Below are 22,958 nucleotides of genomic sequence, written 5' to 3' on the forward strand. Positions count from 1 at the left end.
CGCGGCTTGTGGCGCGAATGCAACACCCGGTTTCGTTGGCTGAGGTTCATGAAACCAGCCATTACCTGATGCGCTTCACCGGTCCCCGCCAAGGGGAAAACCCAAGGAGCAGAACATGCGTACCATCATTTCCGCCGCGCTCGTTTCCACGATCGCCCTCGCCGCCCCCGCCATGGCGCAGGATCGGGCCCCGTTCACCGGCGCGCGCGCCGAAGCCGTTGTCGGCTATGATCGCGTGCAAGCCGGCGGTGGCCACGAAGACGGCGTCACCTATGGCGGCCAGGCGGGTTATGACTTCCAGGCCGGGCACTTCGTTGCCGGCATCGAAGGTGAAGCCACTGGATCGTCGACCGACGCCTGTGACGGTCCGGGTTCGGTCGCGTCGCCCAATCTGTGCGTCAAGGCCGGGCGTGACCTGTATGCCGGCGGTCGCATCGGCGCGGTCGTCGGCGGCAACACACTGCTTTATGCCAAGGCCGGCTACACCAATGCGCGGGTCCGTCTGACGTCGAGCGATGGCACGACGACGACAACTTTGGGCGGCAAGAACCTCGACGGCGTTCGCGTCGGTGCGGGCATCGAGCACAAGTTCGGCGGCAATTTCTATGGCAAAGCCGAATATCGCTACTCCAACTATGAGCAGGGCGTGTCGCGTCACGGCGTGCTCGCGGGGGTCGGCGTCCGCTTCTAAGGGTCGCCTACCCACAATATACTGTGCATAAAGGGGTCGGAGCGCTTGCTCCGGCCCTTTTTTCTGTCCATGACTCGGTCACGTTTTACGCCACGGGGATGGGCATCCAAATGAAGGCGACAATCGAACGCGCGACGCTCCTCAAGAGCCTCGGCCACGTCCAGTCGGTGGTCGAGCGACGCAATACCATTCCGATTTTGTCGAATGTGCTGATCGAGGCAGCCGACGATGGCACCATCAAGCTGATGGCCACCGATCTGGACCTGCAGGTGCTCGAAACCATCGAGGCGCAGGTCGATCAGGCCGGGGCGACGACGATTTCGGCGCACACCCTGTTCGATATCGCGCGCAAATTGCCCGAGGGCAGCCAGGTTTCGCTAACGGCAGCGGAGGGCAAGATGCAGGTCGTCGCCGGCCGTGCGCGCTTCAACCTGCAGACTTTGCCGCGCGACGATTTCCCGGTGATTGCCGAAGGCGAACTGCCGACCAAGTTCGTCCTGCCCGCCGCGACGCTGCGCCAGATCATCGACAAGACGCGCTTTGCGATTTCGACCGAAGAGACGCGTTATTACCTTAACGGCATCTTCTTCCACGTCGCCGATGATGTGTTGAAGGCCGCCGCGACCGACGGTCACCGCCTCGCGCGCGTCACCGTGGCGCGTCCCGACGGCGCGGAGGGGATGCCCGACGTCATCGTCCCGCGGAAATGCGTCGCCGAACTGCGCAAGTTGCTCGACGAGATCGACGGCACGGTCGAAGTGTCGCTGTCGAACACCAAGATCCGCTTCGATCTGGGATCGGCGGTGCTGACGTCGAAGCTGATCGACGGCACGTTCCCCGATTACAGCCGCGTCATTCCGACCGGGAACGACAAATTGCTCAAGATCGACCCCAAGTCGTTCGCGCAGGGCGTCGATCGCGTAGCGACGATCGCCAGCGAAAAGACCCGCGCCGTAAAGATGGCGCTGGATCGCGACCGCATCACCCTGTCGGTGACCAGCCCTGAAAACGGCACCGCCGCCGAAGAAGTCCCCGGCGATTATTCGGCGAGCGGGTTCGAAATCGGCTTCAACGCGCGCTATCTGATGGACATCCTCGCGCAGATCGAGGGCGACAGCGTCGAAGTCCATTTGGCGGATGCCGCCGCGCCGACCCTGATTCGCGAGAATGACAAGGCGGCTGCCTTGTATGTGCTGATGCCGATGCGGGTGTGATCGGACAGGCGCAGTTCAATTTCCGGCGCTAAAGACCGCGCATGATCGCCAAATATCTCCTACCACTGGTCGCGATAACCGCGCCCGCCATCGCCCAGCAGTCCGACTTGGCGCTTGTCCAGCGGCATTTACGCGGGGTTCAGACCATGACGGCCGGGTTCGCGCAGACCGACCGGACGGGCAAGACGCTGACCGGGACGCTGACGCTCAAACGGCCGGGGAAAATCCGCTTTCAATATGGGCAGGGCGTGCCGATCCTCGTCGTCGCCGATGGCAAATCATTGTGGTTCATCGATTATTCGGTGCGGCAGGTGTCGCGCTGGCCGATCGGCGGATCGCCGCTGGCGGTGCTGCTCGATCCCAATGCGGATATCGCCAAGTTCGCACAGATCATCCCGTCGTCCGATCCGCGCATCGTGCTGGCGTTGGTGCGCGATCCGAAACGTCCGCAATTCGGGGCGATCACGCTCGCTTTTGCGCGCGATGCGCTGTCCCCGGGGGGCTTGCGGATGCAGGGCTGGGTCGCGCTCGATGCGCAGAATAATCGCACCACCGTGCATTTGTCCGATCAGCGTTTCAATGCGCCGGTGGCGGACAGCGCGTTCAAGTGGCGCGATCCGCGGCAGGCTGGGCCGCGGGGGTAACTTCTTTTGAGGGAGGGCCGTCACGGAGTAAATCCGTGACGTCGGTCCCAGCCTGCGCCCAGGCCGGCCGGTATTCGCGGTCTCGACGATAGCTTCGCTATCGGCGTGCCGCTCATACGAAGCGGCCCCCGCTCCGGGGGCTTGGAGCGGGGGCCGACCAGTCGTTCGTCACGCTGGTGTGGTCGCGCCGGGGACAGGTAACAGGGGAAAACCCATCACAATCCGGCGCGAGCCACAGTTGCGAACTAGTCGCGAAATCCTGTCGGCTTCCTGAATGAATGCTGCCGGACGCGCTTTGCCAATATTAATTGAGCGCCTACATCGCCTGTCGTGAAGATCGCGTCGTGGAACATCAATTCGGTGCGGTTCCGCATCGAGATCGTCGAGCAATTCCTGCGCGAAGAGGCGCCGGATGTGCTGTGTCTCCAGGAAACCAAGGTAATCGACGGCGATTTTCCCGAAGCCCCGTTCCGCGCGCTGGGTTATGACCACGTCATCAAGCACGGCCAGCGGATGCACCACGGCGTCGCGATCATTGCCCGCGTGCCGGTGGTCGCCGACGACCGTTTCGACTGGCAGGCGAATCAGGAAGCGCGGCATGTCGGGGTGCGACTGCCCAACGGGGTGCGGCTGGAAAACGTCTATGTCCCTGCGGGCGGCGACCTGCCCGACCGCGAGGTGAACCCCAAATTCGGCCAAAAGCTCGATTTTCTGGCGCGGATGACCGAATGGGCGAAGGCGTTGCAGCACCCGACGATCCTGACCGGCGATTTCAATATCGCCCCGCTCGAATGCGACGTGTGGAGCCACAAACAGCTGATCAACACCGTCAGCCATACCGCGATCGAGATCGAGGCGCTGGCCGGGTTGCACGCGGCGCATGACTGGGTCGATCTGGGGCGGCACTTCATTCCGGCGCCGCAGCGCAATTTTACATGGTGGAGTTATCGCGCCAAGGACTGGACGGCGGGCGATCGCGGGCGAAGGCTCGACCATATGTGGGCAAGTCGCGAGGTCGCGGACAAGGCGGTCAGTCACAAGGTGTGCGAGCCGTGCCGGTCGTGGCTCAAGCCTTCGGACCATGTGCCATTGGTCACCGAGTTCGCGTTCTGAGCAAGGCTGTCGCCCGGGCGATCGACGCGCTGCGCCGCGGCTGGCCGGTGAACGTCGGCGGCCTGAGCGTGCTGGCGATCGAAACGTGCGACGATGACGCCATGACGGCGTTCGCCGCCACCGGCGTGCTATTATCGGCGAGCCGCGCGGCGACGCTCAAGCTGACCAATCAGATCGACGCATCGGGCGAAGGCGTGCTGATCGAAGCCGCGCCGTGGCTCGATCTCAGCGGCGCGCGGGCGCTGGCCGATCCGGCGCTGGATCTGGCGACGCCGATGAAGGGTCCGTTTCGCGTTTTGCCGCTGGCCGAGACGAAGGCCGCCAGCGCGGCGCTCGAGCTGGCGCGGCTCGCAGGGTTGTTGCCCGCATTTTTGATCAGCAACGGTGAAGCCGAGTGTGACGTCACTGTCGACGACCTATGGGCTTACGAGATGCCCGATGCGCTGCGGATCGTCAGCCGCGCGCGCTTGCCGGTGGCGGGCGCGGAGGATGCGACGATGGTCGCGTTTCGCGGGCGCGATGCGGGGCAGGAGCATGTCGCGCTGATCATCGGCGAGCCCAATGGCAGCGTTCCCTTGGTGCGACTGCACAGCGAATGCCTGACCGGCGACGTGTTCGGCAGTCTGAAATGCGATTGCGGACCCCAGTTGCAGCAGGCGTTGCGCCTGATCGGCGACAGCGGGTGGGGCATGTTGCTGTATCTGCGTCAGGAAGGGCGCGGGATCGGGCTGATCAACAAGTTGCGCGCGTACCAGTTGCAGGATCAGGGGTTCGACACCGTCGATGCCAATTTGCGGCTGGGTCTGCCGGTCGATGCGCGCGGCTATGCCATCGCCGCGCGGATGTTGAGCCTGATGGGGCAGGACCGCGTCCGTTTGCTGACCAATAATCCCGCCAAGGTGGCGGGGCTGGAGGCGGCGGGGATCGTCGTGACCGAACGCGTGCCGCATGTGCTGCCGCCAAATCCGCACAATGTCGCCTATCTCGACACCAAGCGCGTGCGAACGGGGCATATTTGATCTGATTTGGATCAATTGGCGGCGGTACGCATTCTAGGGTCATGCCAAAATTCAACGACAAATGGGTCGTGCAGCCGCACGGACCCCTGATCGAACTCGACCGGGGGCTGTGGACCGTCGAAGGCGAGATCGTCATGCCGCTGGGGCGGTTTCCGCGCCGGATGACGGTGGTCGCGCTGAGCGATGGCCGGCTGCTGATCTGGAGCCCGGTGCCGGTCGACCGGGCGACTTTGCAGGCGATCGAGGCCAAGGGGCGCATCGCGTTTCTGATCGTGCCGGGCATCGGCCACCGGCTCGACATTCGCGCCTGGGCCTCGCGCTTTGCCAAGGCACAGGTGCTGAGCCCGCCGGGCGCGCGCGAGGCGGTGGGCGAGGCGGTGCCGGTCACCGCGACGATCGACATATTGGGCGACCCCGACGTGAGTTTTGCAGCGGCCGACGGCACCGATGGCAAGGAGGGTGTGCTGCGGGTGATCCGCGACGGGCGGCTGACGCTGGTCGTCAACGATATCCTCGCCAACGTCCGCCACCCGCATGGCTTGGGCGCGAAGATCATGGCGCGGCTGTTCGGGTTCGGCATCAGCCGTCCGCGCATGCCGCGCCCGGCCAAACGGATGTTCGTGAAGGATGGCCGCGCCCTCGCCGCGCAGATGCGTGGCTGGGCGGCAGACCCGGCGCTGACGCGGATCGTCGTCAGCCACGGCGATGTGATCGAGGATGATTGCGCCGCAGTGTTTGAACGTGCGGCTGCCGACTTCGACTAGGCGAGCGCCTCACCAGCCATCAACCTTTTATCAGGTGACATGACCTAGACGAGCTGAATGCCAGCGAACTTACCCCGGTCCGAGCGATGCAGCCTGCTTCAGGATCCGGACCACCCGCTCCCGCCGAATACTTACAAAGGCGATTGCCCAAAAGACGCGACTTATATTGTCGCCAAGCATGGCGGCGCCTGGGACGTTCCGAACGGCACACCTTATCCAGTGGTCGTAGAAGGCGGAGCAGGCAATGACGTGCTGACCGTGACGGGTCACGGCGGCAAAGGCGTTTATGTCGATGGCGGGGCCGGCGACGACCGGCTGACCGTATCGACCCAATCCGACTCGAGTTTTCTGGGCACGGTAAGCGATACTTTGCTCTATCTACGCGTGACGCACGGCGATGGCGCGGCGTTAATCGCCGTCGGGTTCGTCATCATGATGTGCGTGCTCGGCGTATTGTGCTGGCGCGCGCTGGCTAACCCGCGGGATCGCCGTCCGCGATAAGCGCCGCGACGTCGGCAAAACTGTGCGCGACATCGCTTACGCCGCGCTCGCGCAGCCGGTCGGCATGCCCGTGGCGACAATGTCGGCCCGCCGCGAAGCCGAGAACTCGCGCGCCGCTCGCCAAGGCTCCGATCACGCCGACCACCGAATCCTCGACGATCACGCAGTCGGCGATCGGGATGCCGAGTTGGGCAGCGGCATAGAGGTAAATGTCGGGGGCGGGCTTGCCGCGCGCGACATGTTCGCGGCCCGAATAGATGTGCGGTTCAAACCGTTCGCGTAAGCCGAGATGGTCGAGATGCGCGCGCAACCAGTGAGTCGTCGATGACGACGCGATGGCGATCGGCAGATCGGCGGGGAGGCTGTGCACATAGGCCGCGGCGCCCGCCACTTCGGCGACGCCCTCAGCCACCACGCGCGCATCTTCGGCCTGGCGCGCTGCGACAAAGCCGTCTGGGATGCCGATGCCGGTGTGCGCGGCCACTGCGTCGAGAAAATCCTGGCCGCCAAGGCCGGTAAAGGCGTCGAGCGCCTGATCGACCGTCGTCGGATGACCGAGACGGGTCAGCGTGGCCGAAATCTGTTTTGCGGAGACGTGCTCGCTCTCGATCAACACGCCATCGAAATCGAAGATGATCGCGGTCATCGCGCGCCGAACAACGCGGTGCCGACACGGACGTGGGTCGCGCCGATACGCACCGCGCTCTCGTAATCGCCCGACATGCCCATGCTCAGATGTGCCAGGCCGTGATCGTCGGCGAGTTTGGCAAGCAAGGCGAACCACGGAGCGGGTTCGAGCCCCTCGGGCGGCACGCACATCAGGCCGATGACGGGCACACCGGCATCGCGCGCGGCGGCGAGCGTCGCGGCCAGATCTTCGGGTGCGCAGCCGCCTTTGCCCTCTGCGCCCTCCAAATTGGCCTGGACGAAGCAGTCGGGTCGCTTGCCGGTCTCGTTCATCGCCTTGGCCAGCGCGGCGATCAGCGAGGGCCGGTCGACCGAATGAATTGCGTCGAACAGGGCGACCGCCTCCGCCGCCTTGTTTGATTGTAACTGCCCGATCAGGTGCAGGCGTATGTCGGGATAGTCGGCGCGCAGTTCCGGCCATTTGGCGGACGCCTCCTGTACGCGGTTTTCGCCGAAGTCGCGCTGGCCAGCCGTGAGCAGCAGGCGGATCGCCTCGGCAGGATGCATTTTCGACACCGCGATCAGGTTCACGGCTGCGGGCTGACGCCCTGCCGTCACCGCCGCGCGCGTAACGGCATCGCGCACTTCGGCCAGTCGCTGTTCGGCTTCGCTCATCGCGGCGCTATAGCCGTGCGATGCGCCGCCGCCAGACCCTGCCGCATCTGTGGCTGATCACCGACCCGCGCGGCGGCAATCCGGTCGAGGCGTATAAGCGCATGCCGCGGGGTAGCGGCGTGGTGTTTCGGCATTTCGAATTGAAGCCACGCAAGCGGGCGGCATTGTTCGAACGCCTCGGCGCGGAAGTGCGGCGGCGGGGCGGGATCATGCTGCTCGCCGAGCCGCCGCATGGTGGCGCATGGCAGGCGGTCGGCTTCAACGATGAACCGCGCGCGATCACGGTGCACAACCGGCGCGAACTGGTTGCGGCACAGCGGTTGGGGGCCGATCTGGTGTTCGTGGCGCCGGTCTTCGCCACGCGCTCGCACCCCGGCGCGCGGTCGCTCGGCGTCGTCGGGCTGGGCCTTATGCTGGCGGGCAATCGCATTCCCGCAATCGCACTGGGCGGAATGAACGCGGCGAAGTTCCGGAAGTTAAACGGTCTCAAGCTTCACGGCTGGGCCGCGATCGACGCGTTTAAAACTTGAACGCGGTGCCCACGTAAACCGCTTGGCTGTCGCGGACGGCATCGTTACGGATATTCAAGCGATCACGATCCGTCGCGCGGTAACGCACGCCCGCGGTCACATCGAGGTTGCGCGTGAGGCGATAGCTGCCGCCGAGATCGGCCGAGACACCGCGCGCATCGGCGAGGGGCCGCGGCGTGAGAGCGGTCGGCTGATCGGCGGCGACGCCGACACGCGCGCTCCATTTCTTGGTGTTGTAGCTGACGCCCAGATCGACCGCTTCACGGCCACCCATCACGCCATCGACCTTGGCGACGTCACCCGACAGCGCAAAACGCTTCCAGCCGATTGCCGCACCCAGATTATACGCCACCGGCGCAATGCCGACCGCCGGCGAAGTCACGCCCAGCGTGGTCGAGTCGCCGCCCAGCGCGGTGCCATTGGCCCGCGCGCGGACCGCGACAGTGACGGAGCGATTGAGGCGAAGGCTGGCACCCACCGGCGTGAACCGCATGCCGTTGGCGGTCAGGCTGTTGCGCGCGAGGGCAGCAACGAGTCGCGGATCCGCGTCGGCCGGCGTGAACGAGCCGAGCCCGCCACGCGCCGACAGCGATACGCGGGGCTTGGCGACGAGACGTTCGATCGGCTGGGCGATCGCCGGCGACAGCGCGAGCGCCAGCAGGCCGAAGCCCGCGGCCGTCATCGCCATCACTGATCGCTGCACACGCACGACTCGCAATCCCCTGTTCAGGTCAAAGCAGAACATAGGGGAGTCGGTTCCATCAACCACCCTGTGCCTACCGAAAGATAGTCGTTTTTAGACAAGTGTTGCCCCAACCCCACAGAAATCTCGCCCGATCCCGCCGCTTGGCGCGACGGCTAACCCGCTGTAACAGCCCTATCCAGCCTTAAGGACAGTTGAATGACACTTCGCCCAGCTCTGTTTGCCGCCCTTGCCGTCACCGCCCTTGCCGCCGGTTGCGCGAAGAATCGCGACCTGCCGCGCGCCGATCTGGCCGCGTCGAACGTCACCACGATCGGCATCAACGCCTATTTGTGGCGTGCCTCGCTCGAAACCGTATCGTTCGCGCCGTTGCTGCAGACCGATTCGAACGGCGGCGTCATTGTCACCGACTGGTATGTGAACCCCAAGCTGCCGTCGGAGCGGATGAAGCTGACCGTCACGATCCTCGACAAGGATCTGCGCGCCGATGCGCTGCGCGTCGCCGCCAGCCGCCAGGTGCTGCAGGGCAATCAGTGGATCGATGCACCGGTTCAGGCCGCGACGGTGCAAAAGCTGGAAGACATCATCCTGACCAAGGCGCGCGACCTGCGGCGTGGCGCGGTGGCGGGATAAACTCCCAAGATGCATGTCGCCCCTGCGCAGGCAGGGGCCCAGATAAGTTCTCCAGCAGAAGCTGAGCCGCGCTTGGCGAGATCATTTGGACCCATGAATCGGGTGCGGACGTCCCCCGGACGTCCGCAGCTATGTTCTGGGAGATCATAGCGGCCCGATTCATCTTCGCAGGGGTGACATGGTGGGTTAGGGCAAAGCGAACAACATACGGGACGAGTAGTGACGGGGTCCAACACCACACGCTTCAACGCGCTCGACGCGGACGCGCGCTGGCAATCGGTGTGGGCGGAGCGTGAGAGCTTTCGCGCGGGCACCCGGCCCGGTGCGCCCAAGGCCTATGTGCTGGAGATGTTTCCCTATCCGTCGGGGCGCATCCATATCGGCCATGTCCGCAATTACACGATGGGCGACGTGCTGGCGCGCTATAAGCGGATGACCGGCCATGACGTGCTCCACCCGATGGGGTGGGACGCGTTCGGCATGCCCGCCGAAAATGCGGCGATGGAAAAGGGCGTGCATCCGGGCGACTGGACCCGCGCCAACATCGCAGCGATGCGCGCGCAGTTGAAGCGGCTCGGTCTCGCGATCGATTGGAGCCGCGAGCTGGCGACGTGCGAGCCGGACTATTACGGCCACGAACAGGCGCTGTTCCTCGATTTTCTCGCCAGCGGGCTCGTCTATCGCAAGCTGTCGGCGGTCAATTGGGACCCGGTCGACATGACCGTGCTGGCCAACGAGCAGGTCATCGACGGGCGCGGCTGGCGGTCGGGCGCGCTGGTCGAAAAGAAGCAGCTGTCGCAGTGGTTCTTGAAGATCACCGACTTTGCCGAGGAGTTGCTCGACGGGCTGGGCGAGCTTGAGCATTGGCCCGACAAGGTCAAGCTGATGCAGGCCAACTGGATCGGCAAGTCGCAAGGACTACAATTCAGCTTTGCGCCGGTCGCGCCGTTCGATCAGCCGATCGCCGTGTTTTCGACGCGTCCCGACACGATTTTCGGGGCGAGTTTCGTTGCGGTCGCGGCCGACCATCCGGTGGCACAAGCCGCCGCCGTCACTTCGGCCGACGCTGCCGCGTTCATCGAATTGTGCAAGGCGGGTGGCACCACCGCCGCCGAACTCGAAACGCAGGAAAAGCTGGGCTTCGATACCGGATTCGAAGTCATCCATCCGCTCGACGCCGCGATCCGGTTGCCCGTCTACATCGCCAATTTCGTGCTGATGGAATATGGCACCGGCGCGGTGATGGGCGTGCCTGCGCATGATCAGCGAGATCTGGATTTCGCGCGTAAATACGGGCTCGAAGTGCGCCGCGTCGTTGCCGATAATGACCTGACCGACGCCGTGTTCGTGGGTGACGAGGCCTATACCGGCCCCGGCGCGCTGGTGAATTCAGGGTTCCTCGACGGGATGACCGTCGATGCCGCCAAGTCCGAGGTCATCGCCCGCGCCGAAAGCGAAGGCTGGGGCGCGGGCACGACCGTGTGGCGGCTGCGCGATTGGGGCGTCAGCCGCCAGCGTTATTGGGGCACGCCGATCCCGGTGATCCATTGCGGCGCGTGTGGCGTGGTCCCCGTGCCGCGCGACCAATTGCCGGTGCTGTTGCCCGAGAATGTCGATTTCAAGACACCCGGTAATCCGCTCGACCGCCACCCGACCTGGAAGCATGTCGATTGCCCGCAATGCGGGACGGCGGCGGTGCGCGAAACCGATACGCTCGACACCTTCGCCGATTCGTCGTGGTATTTCATCCGCTTCGCCAGCCAGCCCGACGACCAGCCGTTCGACCGCACCGAAGCCGAAAGCTGGCTGCCCGTCGGCCAGTATATCGGCGGCGTCGAGCATGCGATTTTGCATTTGTTGTATGCGCGGTTCTGGACGCGCGCGCTGAAGCATCTCGGCAAGCTCGACATTGCCGAGCCGTTTGCCGGCCTGTTTACGCAGGGCATGGTAACGCACGAGACTTACTACGTCGAAGGCATTAGGCATGACGGCGATGACCTAGAGCAGGGCATTTTCGACAATGCTGTGCCAACTAAGTTTTGGCTCTCGCCCGCCGAGCTCATTCAAAAAGACGGACGGCTCATTGCCAATGTAGCGGCGTTAGCGGCTTATGAGGTGAAAGTCGGTCGCGTCGAAAAGATGTCGAAGTCCAAAAAGAACGTCATCGATCCCGAGCCGATGTTCGACACGTATGGCGCGGATGCGGTACGGTGGTTCATGCTCGGCGATTCACCGCCCGAGCGCGATCTGCCGTGGACCGAGGCGGGGATCGAAGCCTGCTGGAAGTTCGTCAATCGGCTTTGGCGGCTGTTTGAAGCGGAGCAGAGCGGTGCTGGGGCCGATATCGAGATCGACCGCGCCACCGCGCGCGCCGTTGCGGGTATCGCCGCGGACATCGAGGCGCTGCAGTTCAACAAGGCGGTGGCCAAGGTTCACAGCCTCGCCAACACTATCGAAAAGGCCGCCCCGTCCGCTTCGCGCGATACCGCGATCGACACTCTGGTGCACCTCGTCGCGCCGATGCTGCCGCATCTGGCCGAGGAGGCGTGGGCGGCGCGCAGGCATGACGGCCTGGTCGCCGACGCCGCCTGGCCCGATGCCGATCCGGCGTTGCTGGTCGACGACAGCGTGACCATCGCGGTGCAGGTCAACGGCAAGCTGCGCGACACGTTGACTGTCGCGAAGGATTCGTCGCGCGATGATCTGGAGGCGCTGGCAATGGCCTCGCCCAGGATCGTCGCGACCCTCGCAGGGGCAGCACCAAAGAAAGTGATTGTCGTCCCCGGCCGCTTGGTCAACATCGTCGCATGACTCGTTTCGCGCTGCTCATTCTCCCGATCGCACTCGCCGGCTGCGGCTTGCGGCCTTTGTACAGCGACGGGGAGAGCGGCGCGGTCGCCAACGCGCTGCGCCAGGTCGAGGTCGCGCCCATCGCGGGCAAGTCCGGTTATCTGGTCCGCAGCGCATTGATCGACCGGCTGGGCGGTGCGCCCGGCGGCGCGGCCAAATACCGTCTGGTCGTCACGCTCGACGATTCGATCCAGGGCTTTGGCGTGCGCCGCGACCAGGCGGTCACGCGCGAACGCCGCACGCTGCGCAGCCGCTATCAATTGGTCGATGCCGGCACCGGAGAGACCGTGCTCGACGCCACCGCCGGCTCCGACGCCGGGATCGACATCGTCAGCTCGGAATACGCCACCGTCGCGGCGGAAGACACCGCGGTCGAGCGGCTGGCGGAAACAATCGCCGACCAGATGGTCGCGCGCATCGGGCTGTACGTCACCCGTTCCGCGAAGTGAAAGCGGGCAGCGCCAAACAGATTGAAGCCGCGCTCGACCGCGCCGATGCCACCATCCGGGCCTATGTCCTGCACGGCACCGACGACGCGGGTTCGCGCGCGCTGGCGGCGCGGTTGGGCACGGCCTTGGGCGCAGATGCCGAACGCATCGATATCGACGGCAGCACGCTTAAAGACGAGCCAGGCACATTGGCGGGCGAAGCCAGCGCATTATCGTTGTTCGGGACGAAACGCTGGATTCGCGTGATCGGCGGCGAAGAGTGTTTTCTGGCGGTCGAGGAGTTACTCAACACCACGGCGCAAACCGATCCCGTCGCATTAATTGCGGGCACATTTCGCAAAGATTCCAAGCTCTTGCCATTAGCCGACAATCACCCGGCAACGCTGACGTTTCGCAGCTTCGTCCCCGAGGGGCGCGATGCCGGCGAGCTCGCCGCGGCGATCATGCGGCCGCTGGGGCTCAAGGTCGAAGCGCGCATTGCCGAACGCCTGGCGGCGATGTGCAATGGCGACCGCGCGCTGATTCAGCGCGAGGCGGAGAAATTTGCGCTCTATCTCGACGCCGCACCGGACCGCCCGCGCGAACTCGACATGACGACGATCGACGCGGTGTCGGCGGATGCGCAGGAGGGCGACCACGCGTCTTTAGTCGAAGCCGCGTTCGATGGCGATGCGGCGGGGGTGGCGCGCGAGCTGGCGCTGCTCGGCGATCTGGGTTCGGGCGCGGTCACAGTGCTGCGGGCGGCCGCGCGGCGGGCATTGCTCCTAGCCAACCCGCCAAAGTGGTTGAATGGGCCGGAAGCCCTGGCGATCCAGCGGCAATTGAAATTGTGGCGGCCCGAGAGACTGGCGCGCGTCAGCGCCCGGCTGTTTTCGGTCGAGGAGCGGCTCAAGGACGGGCGCACCGCAGGCGGCGTACTCGCCACCGAAGAATTGGTTCAGATCGCCCGCGTCGCCGCGAAGGGCCGTTAAATCAACTAGATACGCTCGCCCGACAGGCGCTGGCAGATCATGTCGAGCTGATCCAGCGTCGCATAACGCACCGTCACCGCCCCGCCATCGGCTCCGCTGTCGATCGACACGTTCAGGCCGAGAACATCGCTCAACTGCCGCTCGAGTTGCGCGACATCGGCATCGACCGGAGCCGTTCTCGACGTCGGCTTGCCGCCGTTGCGCCCATCCTTGACGATTTTCTCGATCTGGCGAACGCTCCAGCCCTTGGCGATCGCTTCATTCGCCAGATCGGCCGCGTCGGGCCGGCCGAGCAAGGCACGCGCGTGCCCCATCGACAATTTGCCAGCAATGACCAACTCGCGCACCGGCCCCTCGGTCTGATCGGCGACGCGGCCAAGATTGGCGACATGGCTGCGCGATTTCTTGACCGCTTCGGCAACCTGCTCCTGCGTCAGGCCGTGCTGGCTCATCAGATAATTATACGCATCGCCCTCTTCGAAGGCATTGAGCTGTTCGCGCTGGATGTTCTCGATCAGCGCGAGCTCCATCCCCTCCGCGCGCTCGACGTCGCGGACCATGACGGGAATGGTGTCGAGCCGCGCACGCTGGGCCGCGCGCCAACGCCGTTCACCCGCGACGATGGCATAGGCGTCACCACCCATCGGCGAGACGGTGATCGGCTGGAGCAATCCGTGGCGCCGGATCGATTCGGCGAGCTCTTCCAACGCGGCATCGTCGAAATGGCGGCGCGGCTGATCGGGGTTGCGATGGATCCACGCCACGGGGATTTCGCGCAACTGTCCCTCGGGGGTGCCGCCAGCGGGTTGCGCCTCGCCGAGTAATGCTGACAAGCCACGGCCAAGGCCCATCGGGCGGCGCTTCTCATCCGGCATCAGGCAGCTTCCTTCAGGCGCGGCAGGCGACCGATGACTTCGCGCGCCAACGCAAGATAGGCTTCGGAACCGCTACAGCGCAGGTCGTAAATCAGGGCGGGCAACCCGTGGCTCGGCGCCTCGGACAGACGGACGTTGCGCGGGATGACGGTCTTGAACACCGTGTCGCCAAGGCAGGCGCGGACATCGTCGGCGACCTGTTCGGTGAGCTTGTTACGGCGATCGTACATCGTCAGCGCGACGCCGAGAATGTGCAGGTCGCGATTCAACCCGCCCCGCACCCGCTCGACGGTTGAGAGCAGTTGCGACAAGCCTTCGAGCGCGAAGAATTCGCACTGCATCGGGACAATCAGGCTTTGCGCTGCCACCAAAGCGTTGATGGTCAGCAGTCCCAGCGACGGCGGGCAATCGACCAGCATGATATCCCAGCGCGGCGGCGCGGTGGCCAGAGCATCGGCCAGGCGGTGCGTACGGCGCTCGGCATGCGACAATTCGACTTCGGCCCCCGACAGATCGACGGTTGCCGGAACGACATCGAGGCGGGGCACGCGGCTGGGCATCACGGCATCGGCCAACGTGCAATCGCCGACCAGCACTTCGTATGACGAACGCAATCGGTCCGGGGCGTAAATGCCGAGGCCGGTCGACGCATTCCCTTGCGGGTCGAGGTCGACGAGCAGAACCCGCTTTCCCGTCGCGGCGAGCGCGGTGGCGAGGTTGATGGCGGTGGTCGTCTTGCCGACCCCGCCCTTTTGATTGGCGATCGCGATGCGAATCACTTGCCCCTCCGCCGCACGTCCCGCGCAACGACGATGCCGGCACTGGCATCGGTACGGCTGGGGACGATGTCGAAACGACCCTGCCACGTCCGCTGCGCGGTTGCCACCTCTTCCGCCGCCGATTTGCCCTTGGGAAAAACGAGAATAGTGCCAGGATGGGAAAAGGGCTGTGTCATATCGAGCAGCCGGTCGAGCGACGCGACGGCGCGCGCGGTGATAGCATCGAAGGGGCGAGCGGCGACGTTGGCGATGCTGGCGGTTGCAACGCTGACTTGGTCGAGCACCAGCTTTTTAGCGACTGCCTCGAGAAAGGTCGTGCGGAGTCGGCGGGTATCAACGAGAAGTACAAATACGTTCGTGAGGATCGCGATCGGGATCCCTGGCAGTCCGGCCCCGCTGCCGATGTCGAGCCATGACCGCGCCTGTGGCGCGTGCGTGACCAATTGCAGCGAATCGGCAATGTGTCGCGTCCAGATGTCGGGGATAGACGTCTTGGCGATGAGGTTTTGTCGTTCGCTTTCGGCGATGAGCAAATCGACGAAGATTTGCAGCTGCGCGAATGTTTCACGTGAAACATCCACGCCGGACAGCTCGGACAATGTTTCACGTGAAACAGTCATGCGGCGCGTTTGGCATGGACCATGACGGCGGTCAGCGCTGCTGGCGTGATGCCGGGAATGCGCTCTGCATGCCGCAAGGTGGTAGGACGAACGCGTTCGAGGCGCTCGATCATCTCGGTCGACAGGCCGGGGACTGCGGCGAATTGGACATTGTCCAAGGCGCAATCCGACATAGCGCGCTTCTCGAGCTCCGCATGCATACGCGCAATATAGGGTGCGTAGAGCGCATCCTCGGCCAGCTCTGCCTTGGTGTCATCGTCGGTTCCACCCGCGGCCAATGAGGCGAGTCTATGATCGCCCCATGATGCGCGCTCTACGCCCAGCAAGCCCGCCGACTTGCCGATCGCGTGAAGCCGGGTCGTCGCATTGTCGGCGCGCAGGGCGAGGCGGTGCTCGGCGCGCGCGGTCATCATGCGATAGGGTTCGCTGACACCGCCAAGGACCAGATCGTCGATCATGACGCCGATATAGCTGGTGTCGCGCCCGAGAATGAGCGGGGCGAGGCCAAGCGCATGTGCCGCGGCGTTGGCACCGGCCACCAAGCCCTGCGCGGCGGCTTCCTCATAGCCCGTCGTGCCGTTGATCTGGCCCGCGCAATACAGCCCAACGATGTTGCGCACGGCGAGATCATGGCCAAGAACGCGCGGATCGATGTGATCATATTCGACGGCGTAGCCGGGCTCGACAATCTCCACCGCTGCGAGGCCATCAATGGTGCGGAGAAAATCCTGCTGGGCGTCGACCGGCAGTGAGGTCGAAATGCCGTTGGGGTAAATCAGGGGTGTGTCGAGACCCTCGGGTTCGAGAAAGATCTGATGGCCGTCACGATCGCCAAAGCGCCGGACCTTGTCCTCGATAGACGGGCAATAGCGTGGGCCGACGCCTTCGATATCGCCCGAATAAAGCGGCGAGCGGTCGGCATTGGCACGGATGACATCATGGGTCGCCGCATTGGTGCGGGTGATCGCGCAATGAACTTGTGGCAGAATGCGGCGGCCGAGCGGCGACATCGTCCATGGATCGGGGTCCGAATCTTGTCGCGGCAGGCGGCTCCAGTCGATGGTGCGGCCGTCGAGGCGCGGCGGGGTGCCGGTCTTGAGGCGGGCGAGTGGCAGCGCGAGACGGCGGAGGGAGTCGGCGAGAGCAGTCGCGGCGCGTTCTTCGATACGACCACCGGCGAAACGGTCCTCGCCGCGAAACAGGCGGCCGCCGAGGAATGTGCCGGTGGCGAGGATTACGGTTGCGGCGGATAGGGTTTGGTCGTTGACGGTGGCACCGGTGATGCGGGCGTTAGTGACAAGGAGGCTCGTTGCCTCTGCCTCGATGACAGTTATGCCCGCCCCCGCTCGGCTGGGGCCGGGTCGCCCCTCCCGGTGGGAGGGGAGTTGGCCTGCCACTGCGCTGCGGACGAACGCGCCGAATCGCTTGCGGTCGGCCTGGACGCGCGGCCCCCAAACGGCGCGGCCTTTGGAGCGGTTGAGCATGCGATAATGGATCGCCGCTGCATCGCTCGCGCGACCGAGAATGCCGTCGAGCGCATCGACTTCGCGGACCATATGCCCCTTGCCAACGCCACCGATCGCCGGGTTGCACGACATCGCGCCGATTTTGCTCGCATCGAAGGTGATGAGTGCCACCGACGCACCGCGTCGCGCCGCCGCGCACGCCGCCTCTACGCCCGCATGGCCGCCGCCGATCACGATGACGTCGAAATGTTTCACGTGAAACAACTCACTTGCCGAGGCAGAAGCGCCCGAAGAGTGCGTCGAGCATATCCTCGACACCGCTGCGTCCCTGTAACCGATCAAGCGCCATACGCGCCAGTCGCAGCTCCTCAGCCGCGAAAAGCGGTTCCGTCGCTGCGGCAGCATGGAGGTGCGAGGCGATCTCGCCGAGCGCGCTGCGCTGACGCCGATTGAGGGTCAGGCCATCCTCGCGCTGGCCCTCACGGGCTTTCGCGATCAGCAAGTCACGCAGCTCGGTCAAACCTTCGCCGGTCTTGGCCGAGAGTCGCAGCCCCGTCTGCTGGATGCCCAAGTCCGATTTGGCGGCGATCCGCGTGGCACCTGCCGGCCCGCCACCCTCACCAAGCCACAAAACGATGTCGGCGGCGGCGATGGCCGCTTCGGCGCGGCGCATGCCTTCGATCTCGATCGCGTCGTCGCTGGCCGCGTGGAGTCCGGCGGTATCAGTGAGAAGCAACGCCACATCCCCAAGACGCACGGGCGCCTCGATAATGTCGCGCGTCGTCCCGGCTTGCGGGGTGACGATCGCTGCCTCGCGCCCGGCGAGTGCATTGAGCAATGTCGATTTGCCTGCATTGGGCGGCCCGGCGATGACGACGCGCAAACCGTCGCTCAGACGTTCGGCGGGCGGGGCGGACAGCGCGTGCTCGATTTGGCCCGCCAGCGCGGTCAGATCGTCTTCGCGTTCGGGCCATGGCACCACGTCGTCCTCGCCATCATAATCGATCGCGGCTTCGATCCGCGCCGCGGCGTCGAGGACATGCTGTCGCCAGCCCGCGATCATGCGCGTCAGCGTGCCGCCGGTCATCGCCATCGCCGCACGTCGTTGCGCCTCGGTTTCGGCGGCGAGGAGATCGGCGAGACCTTCAGCTTGGTTCAGATCCAGACAACCGTTGGCGAAGGCGCGGCGGGTGAATTCGCCGGGTTCGGCCGGACGGAGATTTGGGATGCCGGCGAGCGCTTCGAGGACCGCGGCGACGGTGGCGCGCCCGCCGTGAAGGTGGAGTTCGGCAACATCCTCGCCCGTCGCGCTGGCCGGGCCGGGGAAGGTCAGGACGAGCGCGGTGTCGAGCGTTTGCCCGTTATAGTGTAAGGTTGATAGGGTTGCTTTGCGCGCGGTAAAGTCTTTGCTCGTCAGTGACTTAACAGCGTTTAGTGCATCTGGTCCGCTGATCCGCACGACGGCAATTGCGGCGGGTGGCGCGCCGCTGGAAAGGGCGAAGATCGTGTCGGTCATTGCGTGAACCAGACGCCCCTCCCGCTTGCGGGAGGGGCAGCTCGCGCAGCGAGCGGGGTGGGGAGAGCAGGACTCTGCCCACCCTGGTCCTGCGGACCTGTCCCCCCCGCGTGCGGGGTGGACGTCTTTTGCATGACTCTAGCCGTCCGACTTGCCGCCAGGCGTGCGGGTCATGTCGAACAGCCCCTGCCACAGCTTCATCGCGCCATCGCCCATCGGCGACCAGCTCTTGAACATGTCCTGCACCATCGCGGGGGTGACGCCGTCGCGCATCGCTTCCTTGATGCGGCCGAGATAGGCTTCGTGGACCGATTCCATGTCGGGCAGTCCGAGAAACGCACGCGCCTCTTGCGGCGTACAATCGACGTCGACGGTGAATTTCATACGCTACGCCCCCATCAGCCGGGCGGCGTGCGGCGCGACATCGTGCCAGCCTTCCCAGATCATCTTGGTGGCAACATACAGGATCATCGCCAGACCGATATAGGCGATCCAATGATACCGCTGGACCAGTCGCGCAACGATGTTGGCGGCGAGACCCATGATCGTCACCGAGAATAACAGCCCGAACAGCAACACCGTCGGATGCTCGCGCGCGGCGGCGGCGACCGCGAGGACGTTGTCGAGGCTCATCGACAGATCGGCGATGGTGATCTGGATCGCCGCCTGAAGGAAGGTTTTGCCGCGCGGCGGGCCTTCTACTGCGGTCGTGCGCTCGTCGTCGGCCACGCCTTTCTGTACCGGCGGATGCAGCTCGCGGTACATTTTCCATGCGACCCACAGGAGGAGCAGACCGCCGGCGAGGAGGAGGCCGGTCACCTTGAGGAGCGCCGTGGCGAGGAACGCGAAGCCGATCAGGAACACCAGCGCCATCGCGACGCCGAGCATGATCACCTTCTTGCGCTCGCGTTCGGGCAATCCGCCGGCGAGCGTGCCCATGATCACGACATTGTCGCCGGCCATGGTCAGGTCGATGAAAATGACCTGCAGCAGCGTGGCGAGACCCGCGGCGGAGAAGGCGTCGGCGAAATCGAGGGCGGGGATCATGGCAATGCCCTACGCAACCAGCGCGTCATGGGCAAAGCCCATGACGTCGAACGCGGCAAACGCCGCGTCGGCCGAGCTGGCCCGAGTCCTGCCGCTGCTACGCTACGGCAGGCCGGACTCAGCTGTTCATGCTCGAGAAGAAGTCCTCGTTGGTCTTGGAATCCTTCATCTTGTCGAGCAGGAATTCCATCGCGTCGATCGTGCCCATCTGCATGAGGATGCGGCGCAGCACCCACATTTTGGCGAGCTTGCCCTTTTCGACAAGCAGTTCTTCCTTGCGGGTCCCCGACTTGCCGACGTCCAGTGCCGGGAAGACGCGCTTGTCGGCAACCTTGCGGTCGAGCACGATTTCCGAGTTGCCGGTGCCCTTGAACTCTTCGAAGATGACTTCGTCCATGCGGCTGCCGGTATCGATCAGCGCGGTGGCGATGATCGAGAGCGAGCCGCCCTCCTCGATGTTACGCGCGGCGCCGAAGAAGCGCTTCGGGCGCTGCAGCGCGTTGGCGTCGACACCACCGGTCAGCACTTTGCCCGAGCTGGGCACGACGGTGTTGTAGGCGCGACCGAGACGGGTGATCGAATCGAGCAGGATGACGACATCCTTTTTGTGCTCGACCAAGCGCTTGGCCTTTTCGATGACCATTTCGGCGACCTGGACGTGACGCGTCGCGGGTTCGTCGAAGGTCGAGGAGATGACTTCGCCGCGCACCGAGCGCTGCATGTCGGTGACTTCCTCGGGGCGTTCATCGACCAGCAGGACGATCAAAAAGACTTCGGGATGGTTGTCGGTAATCGCCTTGGCGATATTCTGCAACATCACCGTCTTGCCGACGCGCGGCGGGGCGACGATCAGCGTGCGCTGGCCCTTGCCCTGCGGCGAGATGATGTCGATTACCCGCGCCGACTTGTCCTTGACCGTCGGGTCGAGCGTGTCGAGCGACAGCTTTTCCTCGGGGTAAAGCGGCGTCAGATTGTCGAAATTGACGCGGTGACGGACGGCGTCGGGATCGTCGAAATTGACTTTAACGGCGCGGGTGAGCGCGAAATAGCGTTCGCCGTCCTTGGGCGCCTTGACCTCGCACTCGACCGTGTCGCCGGTGCGCAGACCGTGGCGGCGGACGAGATTGGGCGAGACGTAAATGTCGTCGGGGCCGGCGAGGTAGTTCGCCTCGGGGCTGCGCAGGAAGCCGAAGCCGTCCTGGAGCACTTCGAGCGTGCCTTCGCCCATGATCTGCTCGCCATTTTCGGCTTCGGCCTTGAGGATGGCGAACATGATGTCGTTTTTGCGGAGCGTCGATGCGCTCTCCACGCCCAGCTCTTCGGCCATGGCGACCAGTTCGGCGGGGGGTTTTTGTTTCAGTTCTTTAAGATGCATGTCTTTGTATTTCCGTGAGAGTTTCGGTCTGACCGAACGGCGTGACCCGAGGACCGGGCGCCGGCTGGGCCGCTCTGAGAGCGGACAGTTGGAGAGTTAGTCATGACGCGTGGGGGCGTCAATCGTTTAGCGTTGGTGCGTTTCGAGATATGTCGCCCCTGCGCAGGCAGGGGCCTAGATGAACTCTCAACATGAGGTGCAGCCGCTATTTACGAGTTCATTTGGACCCCTGCCTGCGCAGGGGCGACATGAATTGGTTATGCGCGGTATTTAGAAGGGGCGAACGATGACCATCACAACGGCGATCGCCGCCATCAGCCCGGGGACTTCGTTCAACAACCGCATCGTGCGGTTCGACAGCAGCGTGCCGCCCTCGGCCAGGCGCTTGGCATAAGCGACCATCCACAGATGGTAGAGCACCAGCAACCCGACCGCGGCGAATTTGACGTGAAACCAGCCCTCGCCACCGACACCGGTGTTGAGCACCAGCGACAGGCCGAGCACCCAGGTGATGACCAGCGACGGGTTGAGGATCAGGCGGATCAGCCGCGCTTCACGCTCTTCCCAGACTTTCCATTCGCTGGTGCCGCTGCGTGCTTCCTGATGATAGGCATAGAAGCGCGGCAGCATGAACAACCCGGCCATCCAGAAGATGACGAAGACGACATGCGCCGCCTTGACCCAGGGATACCAGCTGCCAAGCCAACCGATCATGTCGGGCATCAGCCGCGCACCCGCTCCAGCAATTGGTCGACATGCGCGATCGGGGTGTCCTGCAGGATGCCGTGGCCCAGATTGAAGATGTGGGGACGACCGGCAAAGGCTGCAAGAATGCGGTCGGTAGCGCGCGCCAAGGTGTCGCCGCCGGTGATCAGCGCGAGCGGATCGAGATTGCCCTGCAGCGGCAGATCCCTGGGGAATTCGCGCGCGGCCCATTCGGGATCGATCGTCTCGTCCAGCCCCAGCGCATCGACGCCGGTACCGCGGGCATAATCGACCAGCTTCGCACCCGCGCCCTTGGGAAAGCCAATGATCGGGGTGTCGGGATGCCGCGCCTTCACCGCGCGAACGATCGCCGCGTTGGGCGCGATGACCCAATCGGCGAATTGTTGTGGCGACAGACTCCCCGCCCAACTGTCGAACAACTGGATCGCGTCGGCCCCCGCCAGAATCTGGCCCGAGAGATACTCGACCGTCGCGGCGACGATCGCGTCGATCAGCGCGCCGAATTTGACCGGGTCGCGATAGGCCAGGCGACGCGCGGCGGACTGGTCCTTCGACCCTTGCCCCGCGACCATGTAGGTGGCGACGGTCCACGGACTGCCGGCAAAGCCCAGCATGGTCGTTTCGGGGGCCAGCGCGGCCTTCACCTGCCGCACCGTCTGAAACACGCTCTCACCGCTGCCCAGCGGCTCCCGCAACGCGGTCATGTCGCCATCGAGCAATGGCGGGGCGAGGCGCGGGCCTTCGCCTTCCTCGAACCATAATTTCTGGCCCATGATATGCGGGACGACGAGGATGTCCGAAAACAGGATCGCGCCATCGAAACCGAACCGGCGGAGCGGCTGAATGGTCACTTCGGCGGCGGCATCGGGATCGTAGACCAGGTCGAGGAACCCGCCCTTTTCGGCCCGCAATGCGCGATATTCGGGCAGGTAACGCCCCGCCTGACGCATCAGCCACATCGGCGGCACTTTGGGAATTTCACCGCGCAGCACGCCGAGCAGGGGTTTGGTCGATAGGTCGGGCAGCGCAGTCATCCCTTACAAAATAGAGTCTTTTAGAATCTAGGTTGATGAGTGTTGTTGGCGGACGTCGAGCGGGGTTTATGCGGGTCGGGCGAATCTGCCAACAGCTTGCGTGATCCGCGGGCCCGCAAATCCGCCGAGTCGCGCG

Annotated in this window: 25 protein-coding genes; 12 read left to right on the forward strand and 13 right to left on the reverse strand. The window is 64.6% G+C overall.

The annotated features are described in order from the left end of the window. The first annotated feature begins 115 nt into the window (after positions 1-115). From ACM9ME_RS02410 to ACM9ME_RS02440, 7 genes are all read left to right on the forward strand, one after another. Positions 116-691, forward strand: a complete 576-nt coding sequence (locus ACM9ME_RS02410; RefSeq protein ID WP_415641833.1) for an outer membrane protein — start codon at positions 116-118, stop codon at positions 689-691. A gap of 110 nt (positions 692-801) precedes the next feature. Further along, positions 802-1,905 (forward strand): DNA polymerase III subunit beta, encoded by a 1,104-nt coding sequence (gene dnaN, locus ACM9ME_RS02415; RefSeq protein WP_415641834.1) that lies wholly within the window; start codon positions 802-804, stop codon positions 1,903-1,905. Between the two features lie 41 nt (positions 1,906-1,946). Beyond that, complete coding sequence (locus ACM9ME_RS02420; protein WP_415641835.1) at positions 1,947-2,549, forward strand: LolA family protein; 603 nt, start codon at positions 1,947-1,949, stop codon at positions 2,547-2,549. Positions 2,550-2,879: 330 nt separating this feature from the next. After that, entirely contained in the window at positions 2,880-3,662 is a 783-nt protein-coding gene (locus tag ACM9ME_RS02425; RefSeq protein ID WP_415641836.1) for an exodeoxyribonuclease III, read from the forward strand. Further along, entirely contained in the window at positions 3,659-4,681 is a 1,023-nt protein-coding gene (gene ribA, locus ACM9ME_RS02430) for a GTP cyclohydrolase II (protein ID WP_415642091.1), read from the forward strand. The genes ACM9ME_RS02425 and ribA overlap by 4 nt, the downstream gene beginning before the upstream one ends. Positions 4,682-4,722: 41 nt before the next feature. Continuing rightward, positions 4,723-5,445, forward strand: a complete 723-nt coding sequence (locus ACM9ME_RS02435; RefSeq protein WP_415641837.1) for a DUF4336 domain-containing protein — start codon at positions 4,723-4,725, stop codon at positions 5,443-5,445. A 57-nt stretch (positions 5,446-5,502) separates the two neighbouring features. After that, positions 5,503-5,946, forward strand: coding sequence for a hypothetical protein (locus tag ACM9ME_RS02440; RefSeq protein WP_415641838.1), 444 nt, complete (start codon positions 5,503-5,505; stop codon positions 5,944-5,946). Here the strand turns inward: ACM9ME_RS02440 and ACM9ME_RS02445 are convergent. Continuing rightward, the gene (locus ACM9ME_RS02445; protein ID WP_415641839.1) at positions 5,918-6,592 is read right to left on the reverse strand and encodes an HAD family hydrolase; all 675 of its coding nucleotides are present in this window, start codon (positions 6,590-6,592) and stop codon (positions 5,918-5,920) included. The genes ACM9ME_RS02440 and ACM9ME_RS02445 overlap by 29 nt on opposite strands. Further along, positions 6,589-7,248, reverse strand: a complete 660-nt coding sequence (locus ACM9ME_RS02450) for a YggS family pyridoxal phosphate-dependent enzyme (RefSeq protein ID WP_415641840.1) — start codon at positions 7,246-7,248, stop codon at positions 6,589-6,591. The genes ACM9ME_RS02445 and ACM9ME_RS02450 overlap by 4 nt, the downstream gene beginning before the upstream one ends. Positions 7,249-7,268: 20 nt before the next feature. Between ACM9ME_RS02450 and ACM9ME_RS02455 the strand changes: the two genes are divergently transcribed. Then, positions 7,269-7,778 carry a thiamine phosphate synthase gene (locus tag ACM9ME_RS02455; protein ID WP_415641841.1) on the forward strand — a complete coding sequence of 170 codons (510 nt, stop codon included), beginning with the start codon at positions 7,269-7,271 and terminating at the stop codon, positions 7,776-7,778. On the opposite strand, the gene ACM9ME_RS02460 is transcribed toward ACM9ME_RS02455, so the two are convergent. Beyond that, positions 7,768-8,466 carry a hypothetical protein gene (locus ACM9ME_RS02460; protein ID WP_415641842.1) on the reverse strand — a complete coding sequence of 233 codons (699 nt, stop codon included), beginning with the start codon at positions 8,464-8,466 and terminating at the stop codon, positions 7,768-7,770. The genes ACM9ME_RS02455 and ACM9ME_RS02460 overlap by 11 nt on opposite strands. Positions 8,467-8,679: 213 nt before the next feature. Here ACM9ME_RS02460 and ACM9ME_RS02465 point away from each other — a divergent pair, with 213 nt between their 5' ends. The 4 genes from ACM9ME_RS02465 (at position 8,680) to ACM9ME_RS02480 (ending at position 13,384) form a co-directional block, all read left to right on the forward strand. Beyond that, positions 8,680-9,114: a DUF3576 domain-containing protein gene (locus ACM9ME_RS02465; RefSeq protein ID WP_415641843.1), complete on the forward strand. Its 435-nt coding sequence runs from the start codon at positions 8,680-8,682 to the stop codon at positions 9,112-9,114. 219 nt (positions 9,115-9,333) lie between these two features. Further along, complete coding sequence (leuS, locus tag ACM9ME_RS02470; protein WP_415641844.1) at positions 9,334-11,925, forward strand: leucine--tRNA ligase; 2,592 nt, start codon at positions 9,334-9,336, stop codon at positions 11,923-11,925. Then, positions 11,922-12,413 (forward strand): LPS assembly lipoprotein LptE, encoded by a 492-nt coding sequence (gene lptE, locus ACM9ME_RS02475; protein ID WP_415641845.1) that lies wholly within the window; start codon positions 11,922-11,924, stop codon positions 12,411-12,413. Before leuS ends, lptE begins: the two co-directional genes overlap by 4 nt. Next, positions 12,410-13,384 (forward strand): DNA polymerase III subunit delta, encoded by a 975-nt coding sequence (locus tag ACM9ME_RS02480; RefSeq protein ID WP_415641846.1) that lies wholly within the window; start codon positions 12,410-12,412, stop codon positions 13,382-13,384. Before lptE ends, ACM9ME_RS02480 begins: the two co-directional genes overlap by 4 nt. Positions 13,385-13,389: 5 nt before the next feature. Here the strand turns inward: ACM9ME_RS02480 and ACM9ME_RS02485 are convergent, their stop codons facing one another. The 10 genes from ACM9ME_RS02485 to hemE all read right to left on the reverse strand — a co-directional run bounded on the left by ACM9ME_RS02485 (position 13,390) and on the right by hemE (position 22,822). Continuing rightward, positions 13,390-14,259, reverse strand: coding sequence for a ParB/RepB/Spo0J family partition protein (locus tag ACM9ME_RS02485; RefSeq protein ID WP_415641847.1), 870 nt, complete (start codon positions 14,257-14,259; stop codon positions 13,390-13,392). Then, the gene (locus tag ACM9ME_RS02490; RefSeq protein WP_415641848.1) at positions 14,259-15,038 is read right to left on the reverse strand and encodes a ParA family protein; all 780 of its coding nucleotides are present in this window, start codon (positions 15,036-15,038) and stop codon (positions 14,259-14,261) included. Before ACM9ME_RS02490 ends, ACM9ME_RS02485 begins: the two co-directional genes overlap by 1 nt. Beyond that, entirely contained in the window at positions 15,035-15,658 is a 624-nt protein-coding gene (rsmG, locus tag ACM9ME_RS02495; RefSeq protein ID WP_415641849.1) for a 16S rRNA (guanine(527)-N(7))-methyltransferase RsmG, read from the reverse strand. The genes ACM9ME_RS02490 and rsmG overlap by 4 nt, the downstream gene beginning before the upstream one ends. Continuing rightward, complete coding sequence (gene mnmG / locus ACM9ME_RS02500; RefSeq protein WP_415641850.1) at positions 15,655-17,379, reverse strand: tRNA uridine-5-carboxymethylaminomethyl(34) synthesis enzyme MnmG; 1,725 nt, start codon at positions 17,377-17,379, stop codon at positions 15,655-15,657. The genes rsmG and mnmG overlap by 4 nt, the downstream gene beginning before the upstream one ends. A gap of 10 nt (positions 17,380-17,389) precedes the next feature. Next, positions 17,390-18,640, reverse strand: a complete 1,251-nt coding sequence (gene mnmE, locus ACM9ME_RS02505) for a tRNA uridine-5-carboxymethylaminomethyl(34) synthesis GTPase MnmE (RefSeq protein WP_415641851.1) — start codon at positions 18,638-18,640, stop codon at positions 17,390-17,392. 138 nt (positions 18,641-18,778) lie between these two features. Next, on the reverse strand, positions 18,779-19,024 hold the full coding sequence (locus ACM9ME_RS02510; RefSeq protein ID WP_415641852.1) for a DUF6489 family protein: 246 nt from the start codon (positions 19,022-19,024) through the stop codon (positions 18,779-18,781). A gap of 3 nt (positions 19,025-19,027) precedes the next feature. Beyond that, positions 19,028-19,687, reverse strand: a complete 660-nt coding sequence (locus ACM9ME_RS02515) for a YjbE family putative metal transport protein (RefSeq protein WP_415641853.1) — start codon at positions 19,685-19,687, stop codon at positions 19,028-19,030. 118 nt (positions 19,688-19,805) lie between these two features. Beyond that, positions 19,806-21,062, reverse strand: a complete 1,257-nt coding sequence (rho, locus tag ACM9ME_RS02520; RefSeq protein WP_415641855.1) for a transcription termination factor Rho — start codon at positions 21,060-21,062, stop codon at positions 19,806-19,808. A 270-nt stretch (positions 21,063-21,332) separates the two neighbouring features. After that, positions 21,333-21,785 (reverse strand): CopD family protein, encoded by a 453-nt coding sequence (locus ACM9ME_RS02525; protein WP_415641856.1) that lies wholly within the window; start codon positions 21,783-21,785, stop codon positions 21,333-21,335. Further along, positions 21,785-22,822, reverse strand: coding sequence for a uroporphyrinogen decarboxylase (gene hemE, locus ACM9ME_RS02530; protein WP_415641857.1), 1,038 nt, complete (start codon positions 22,820-22,822; stop codon positions 21,785-21,787). Before hemE ends, ACM9ME_RS02525 begins: the two co-directional genes overlap by 1 nt. Positions 22,823-22,958 lie beyond the last annotated feature (136 nt).

The sequence above is a fragment of the Sphingomonas antarctica genome (genome assembly GCF_965137005.1).
Lineage (GTDB): Bacteria > Pseudomonadota > Alphaproteobacteria > Sphingomonadales > Sphingomonadaceae > Sphingomonas_O > Sphingomonas_O antarctica.

What these genes read in the sequence shown, in the direction of transcription:
- hemE (WP_415641857.1), bottom strand. Translation starts at nt 22,822, where the DNA reads ATGACTGCGCTGCCCGACCTATCGACCAAACCCCTGCTCGGCGTGCTG.
- mnmE (WP_415641851.1), bottom strand. Translation starts at nt 18,640, where the DNA reads ATGACCGACACGATCTTCGCCCTTTCCAGCGGCGCGCCACCCGCCGCA.
- ACM9ME_RS02435 (WP_415641837.1), top strand. Translation starts at nt 4,723, where the DNA reads ATGCCAAAATTCAACGACAAATGGGTCGTGCAGCCGCACGGACCCCTG.
- rho (WP_415641855.1), bottom strand. Translation starts at nt 21,062, where the DNA reads ATGCATCTTAAAGAACTGAAACAAAAACCCCCCGCCGAACTGGTCGCC.
- ACM9ME_RS02525 (WP_415641856.1), bottom strand. Translation starts at nt 21,785, where the DNA reads ATGCCCGACATGATCGGTTGGCTTGGCAGCTGGTATCCCTGGGTCAAG.
- ACM9ME_RS02510 (WP_415641852.1), bottom strand. Translation starts at nt 19,024, where the DNA reads ATGAAATTCACCGTCGACGTCGATTGTACGCCGCAAGAGGCGCGTGCG.
- lptE (WP_415641845.1), top strand. Translation starts at nt 11,922, where the DNA reads ATGACTCGTTTCGCGCTGCTCATTCTCCCGATCGCACTCGCCGGCTGC.
- ACM9ME_RS02465 (WP_415641843.1), top strand. Translation starts at nt 8,680, where the DNA reads ATGACACTTCGCCCAGCTCTGTTTGCCGCCCTTGCCGTCACCGCCCTT.
- ACM9ME_RS02445 (WP_415641839.1), bottom strand. Translation starts at nt 6,592, where the DNA reads ATGACCGCGATCATCTTCGATTTCGATGGCGTGTTGATCGAGAGCGAG.
- ACM9ME_RS02515 (WP_415641853.1), bottom strand. Translation starts at nt 19,687, where the DNA reads ATGATCCCCGCCCTCGATTTCGCCGACGCCTTCTCCGCCGCGGGTCTC.
- dnaN (WP_415641834.1), top strand. Translation starts at nt 802, where the DNA reads ATGAAGGCGACAATCGAACGCGCGACGCTCCTCAAGAGCCTCGGCCAC.
- ACM9ME_RS02450 (WP_415641840.1), bottom strand. Translation starts at nt 7,248, where the DNA reads ATGAGCGAAGCCGAACAGCGACTGGCCGAAGTGCGCGATGCCGTTACG.
- ACM9ME_RS02420 (WP_415641835.1), top strand. Translation starts at nt 1,947, where the DNA reads ATGATCGCCAAATATCTCCTACCACTGGTCGCGATAACCGCGCCCGCC.
- rsmG (WP_415641849.1), bottom strand. Translation starts at nt 15,658, where the DNA reads ATGACTGTTTCACGTGAAACATTGTCCGAGCTGTCCGGCGTGGATGTT.
- ACM9ME_RS02440 (WP_415641838.1), top strand. Translation starts at nt 5,503, where the DNA reads ATGCCAGCGAACTTACCCCGGTCCGAGCGATGCAGCCTGCTTCAGGAT.
- ACM9ME_RS02485 (WP_415641847.1), bottom strand. Translation starts at nt 14,259, where the DNA reads ATGCCGGATGAGAAGCGCCGCCCGATGGGCCTTGGCCGTGGCTTGTCA.
- ACM9ME_RS02410 (WP_415641833.1), top strand. Translation starts at nt 116, where the DNA reads ATGCGTACCATCATTTCCGCCGCGCTCGTTTCCACGATCGCCCTCGCC.
- ACM9ME_RS02460 (WP_415641842.1), bottom strand. Translation starts at nt 8,466, where the DNA reads ATGGCGATGACGGCCGCGGGCTTCGGCCTGCTGGCGCTCGCGCTGTCG.
- ACM9ME_RS02455 (WP_415641841.1), top strand. Translation starts at nt 7,269, where the DNA reads ATGCGCCGCCGCCAGACCCTGCCGCATCTGTGGCTGATCACCGACCCG.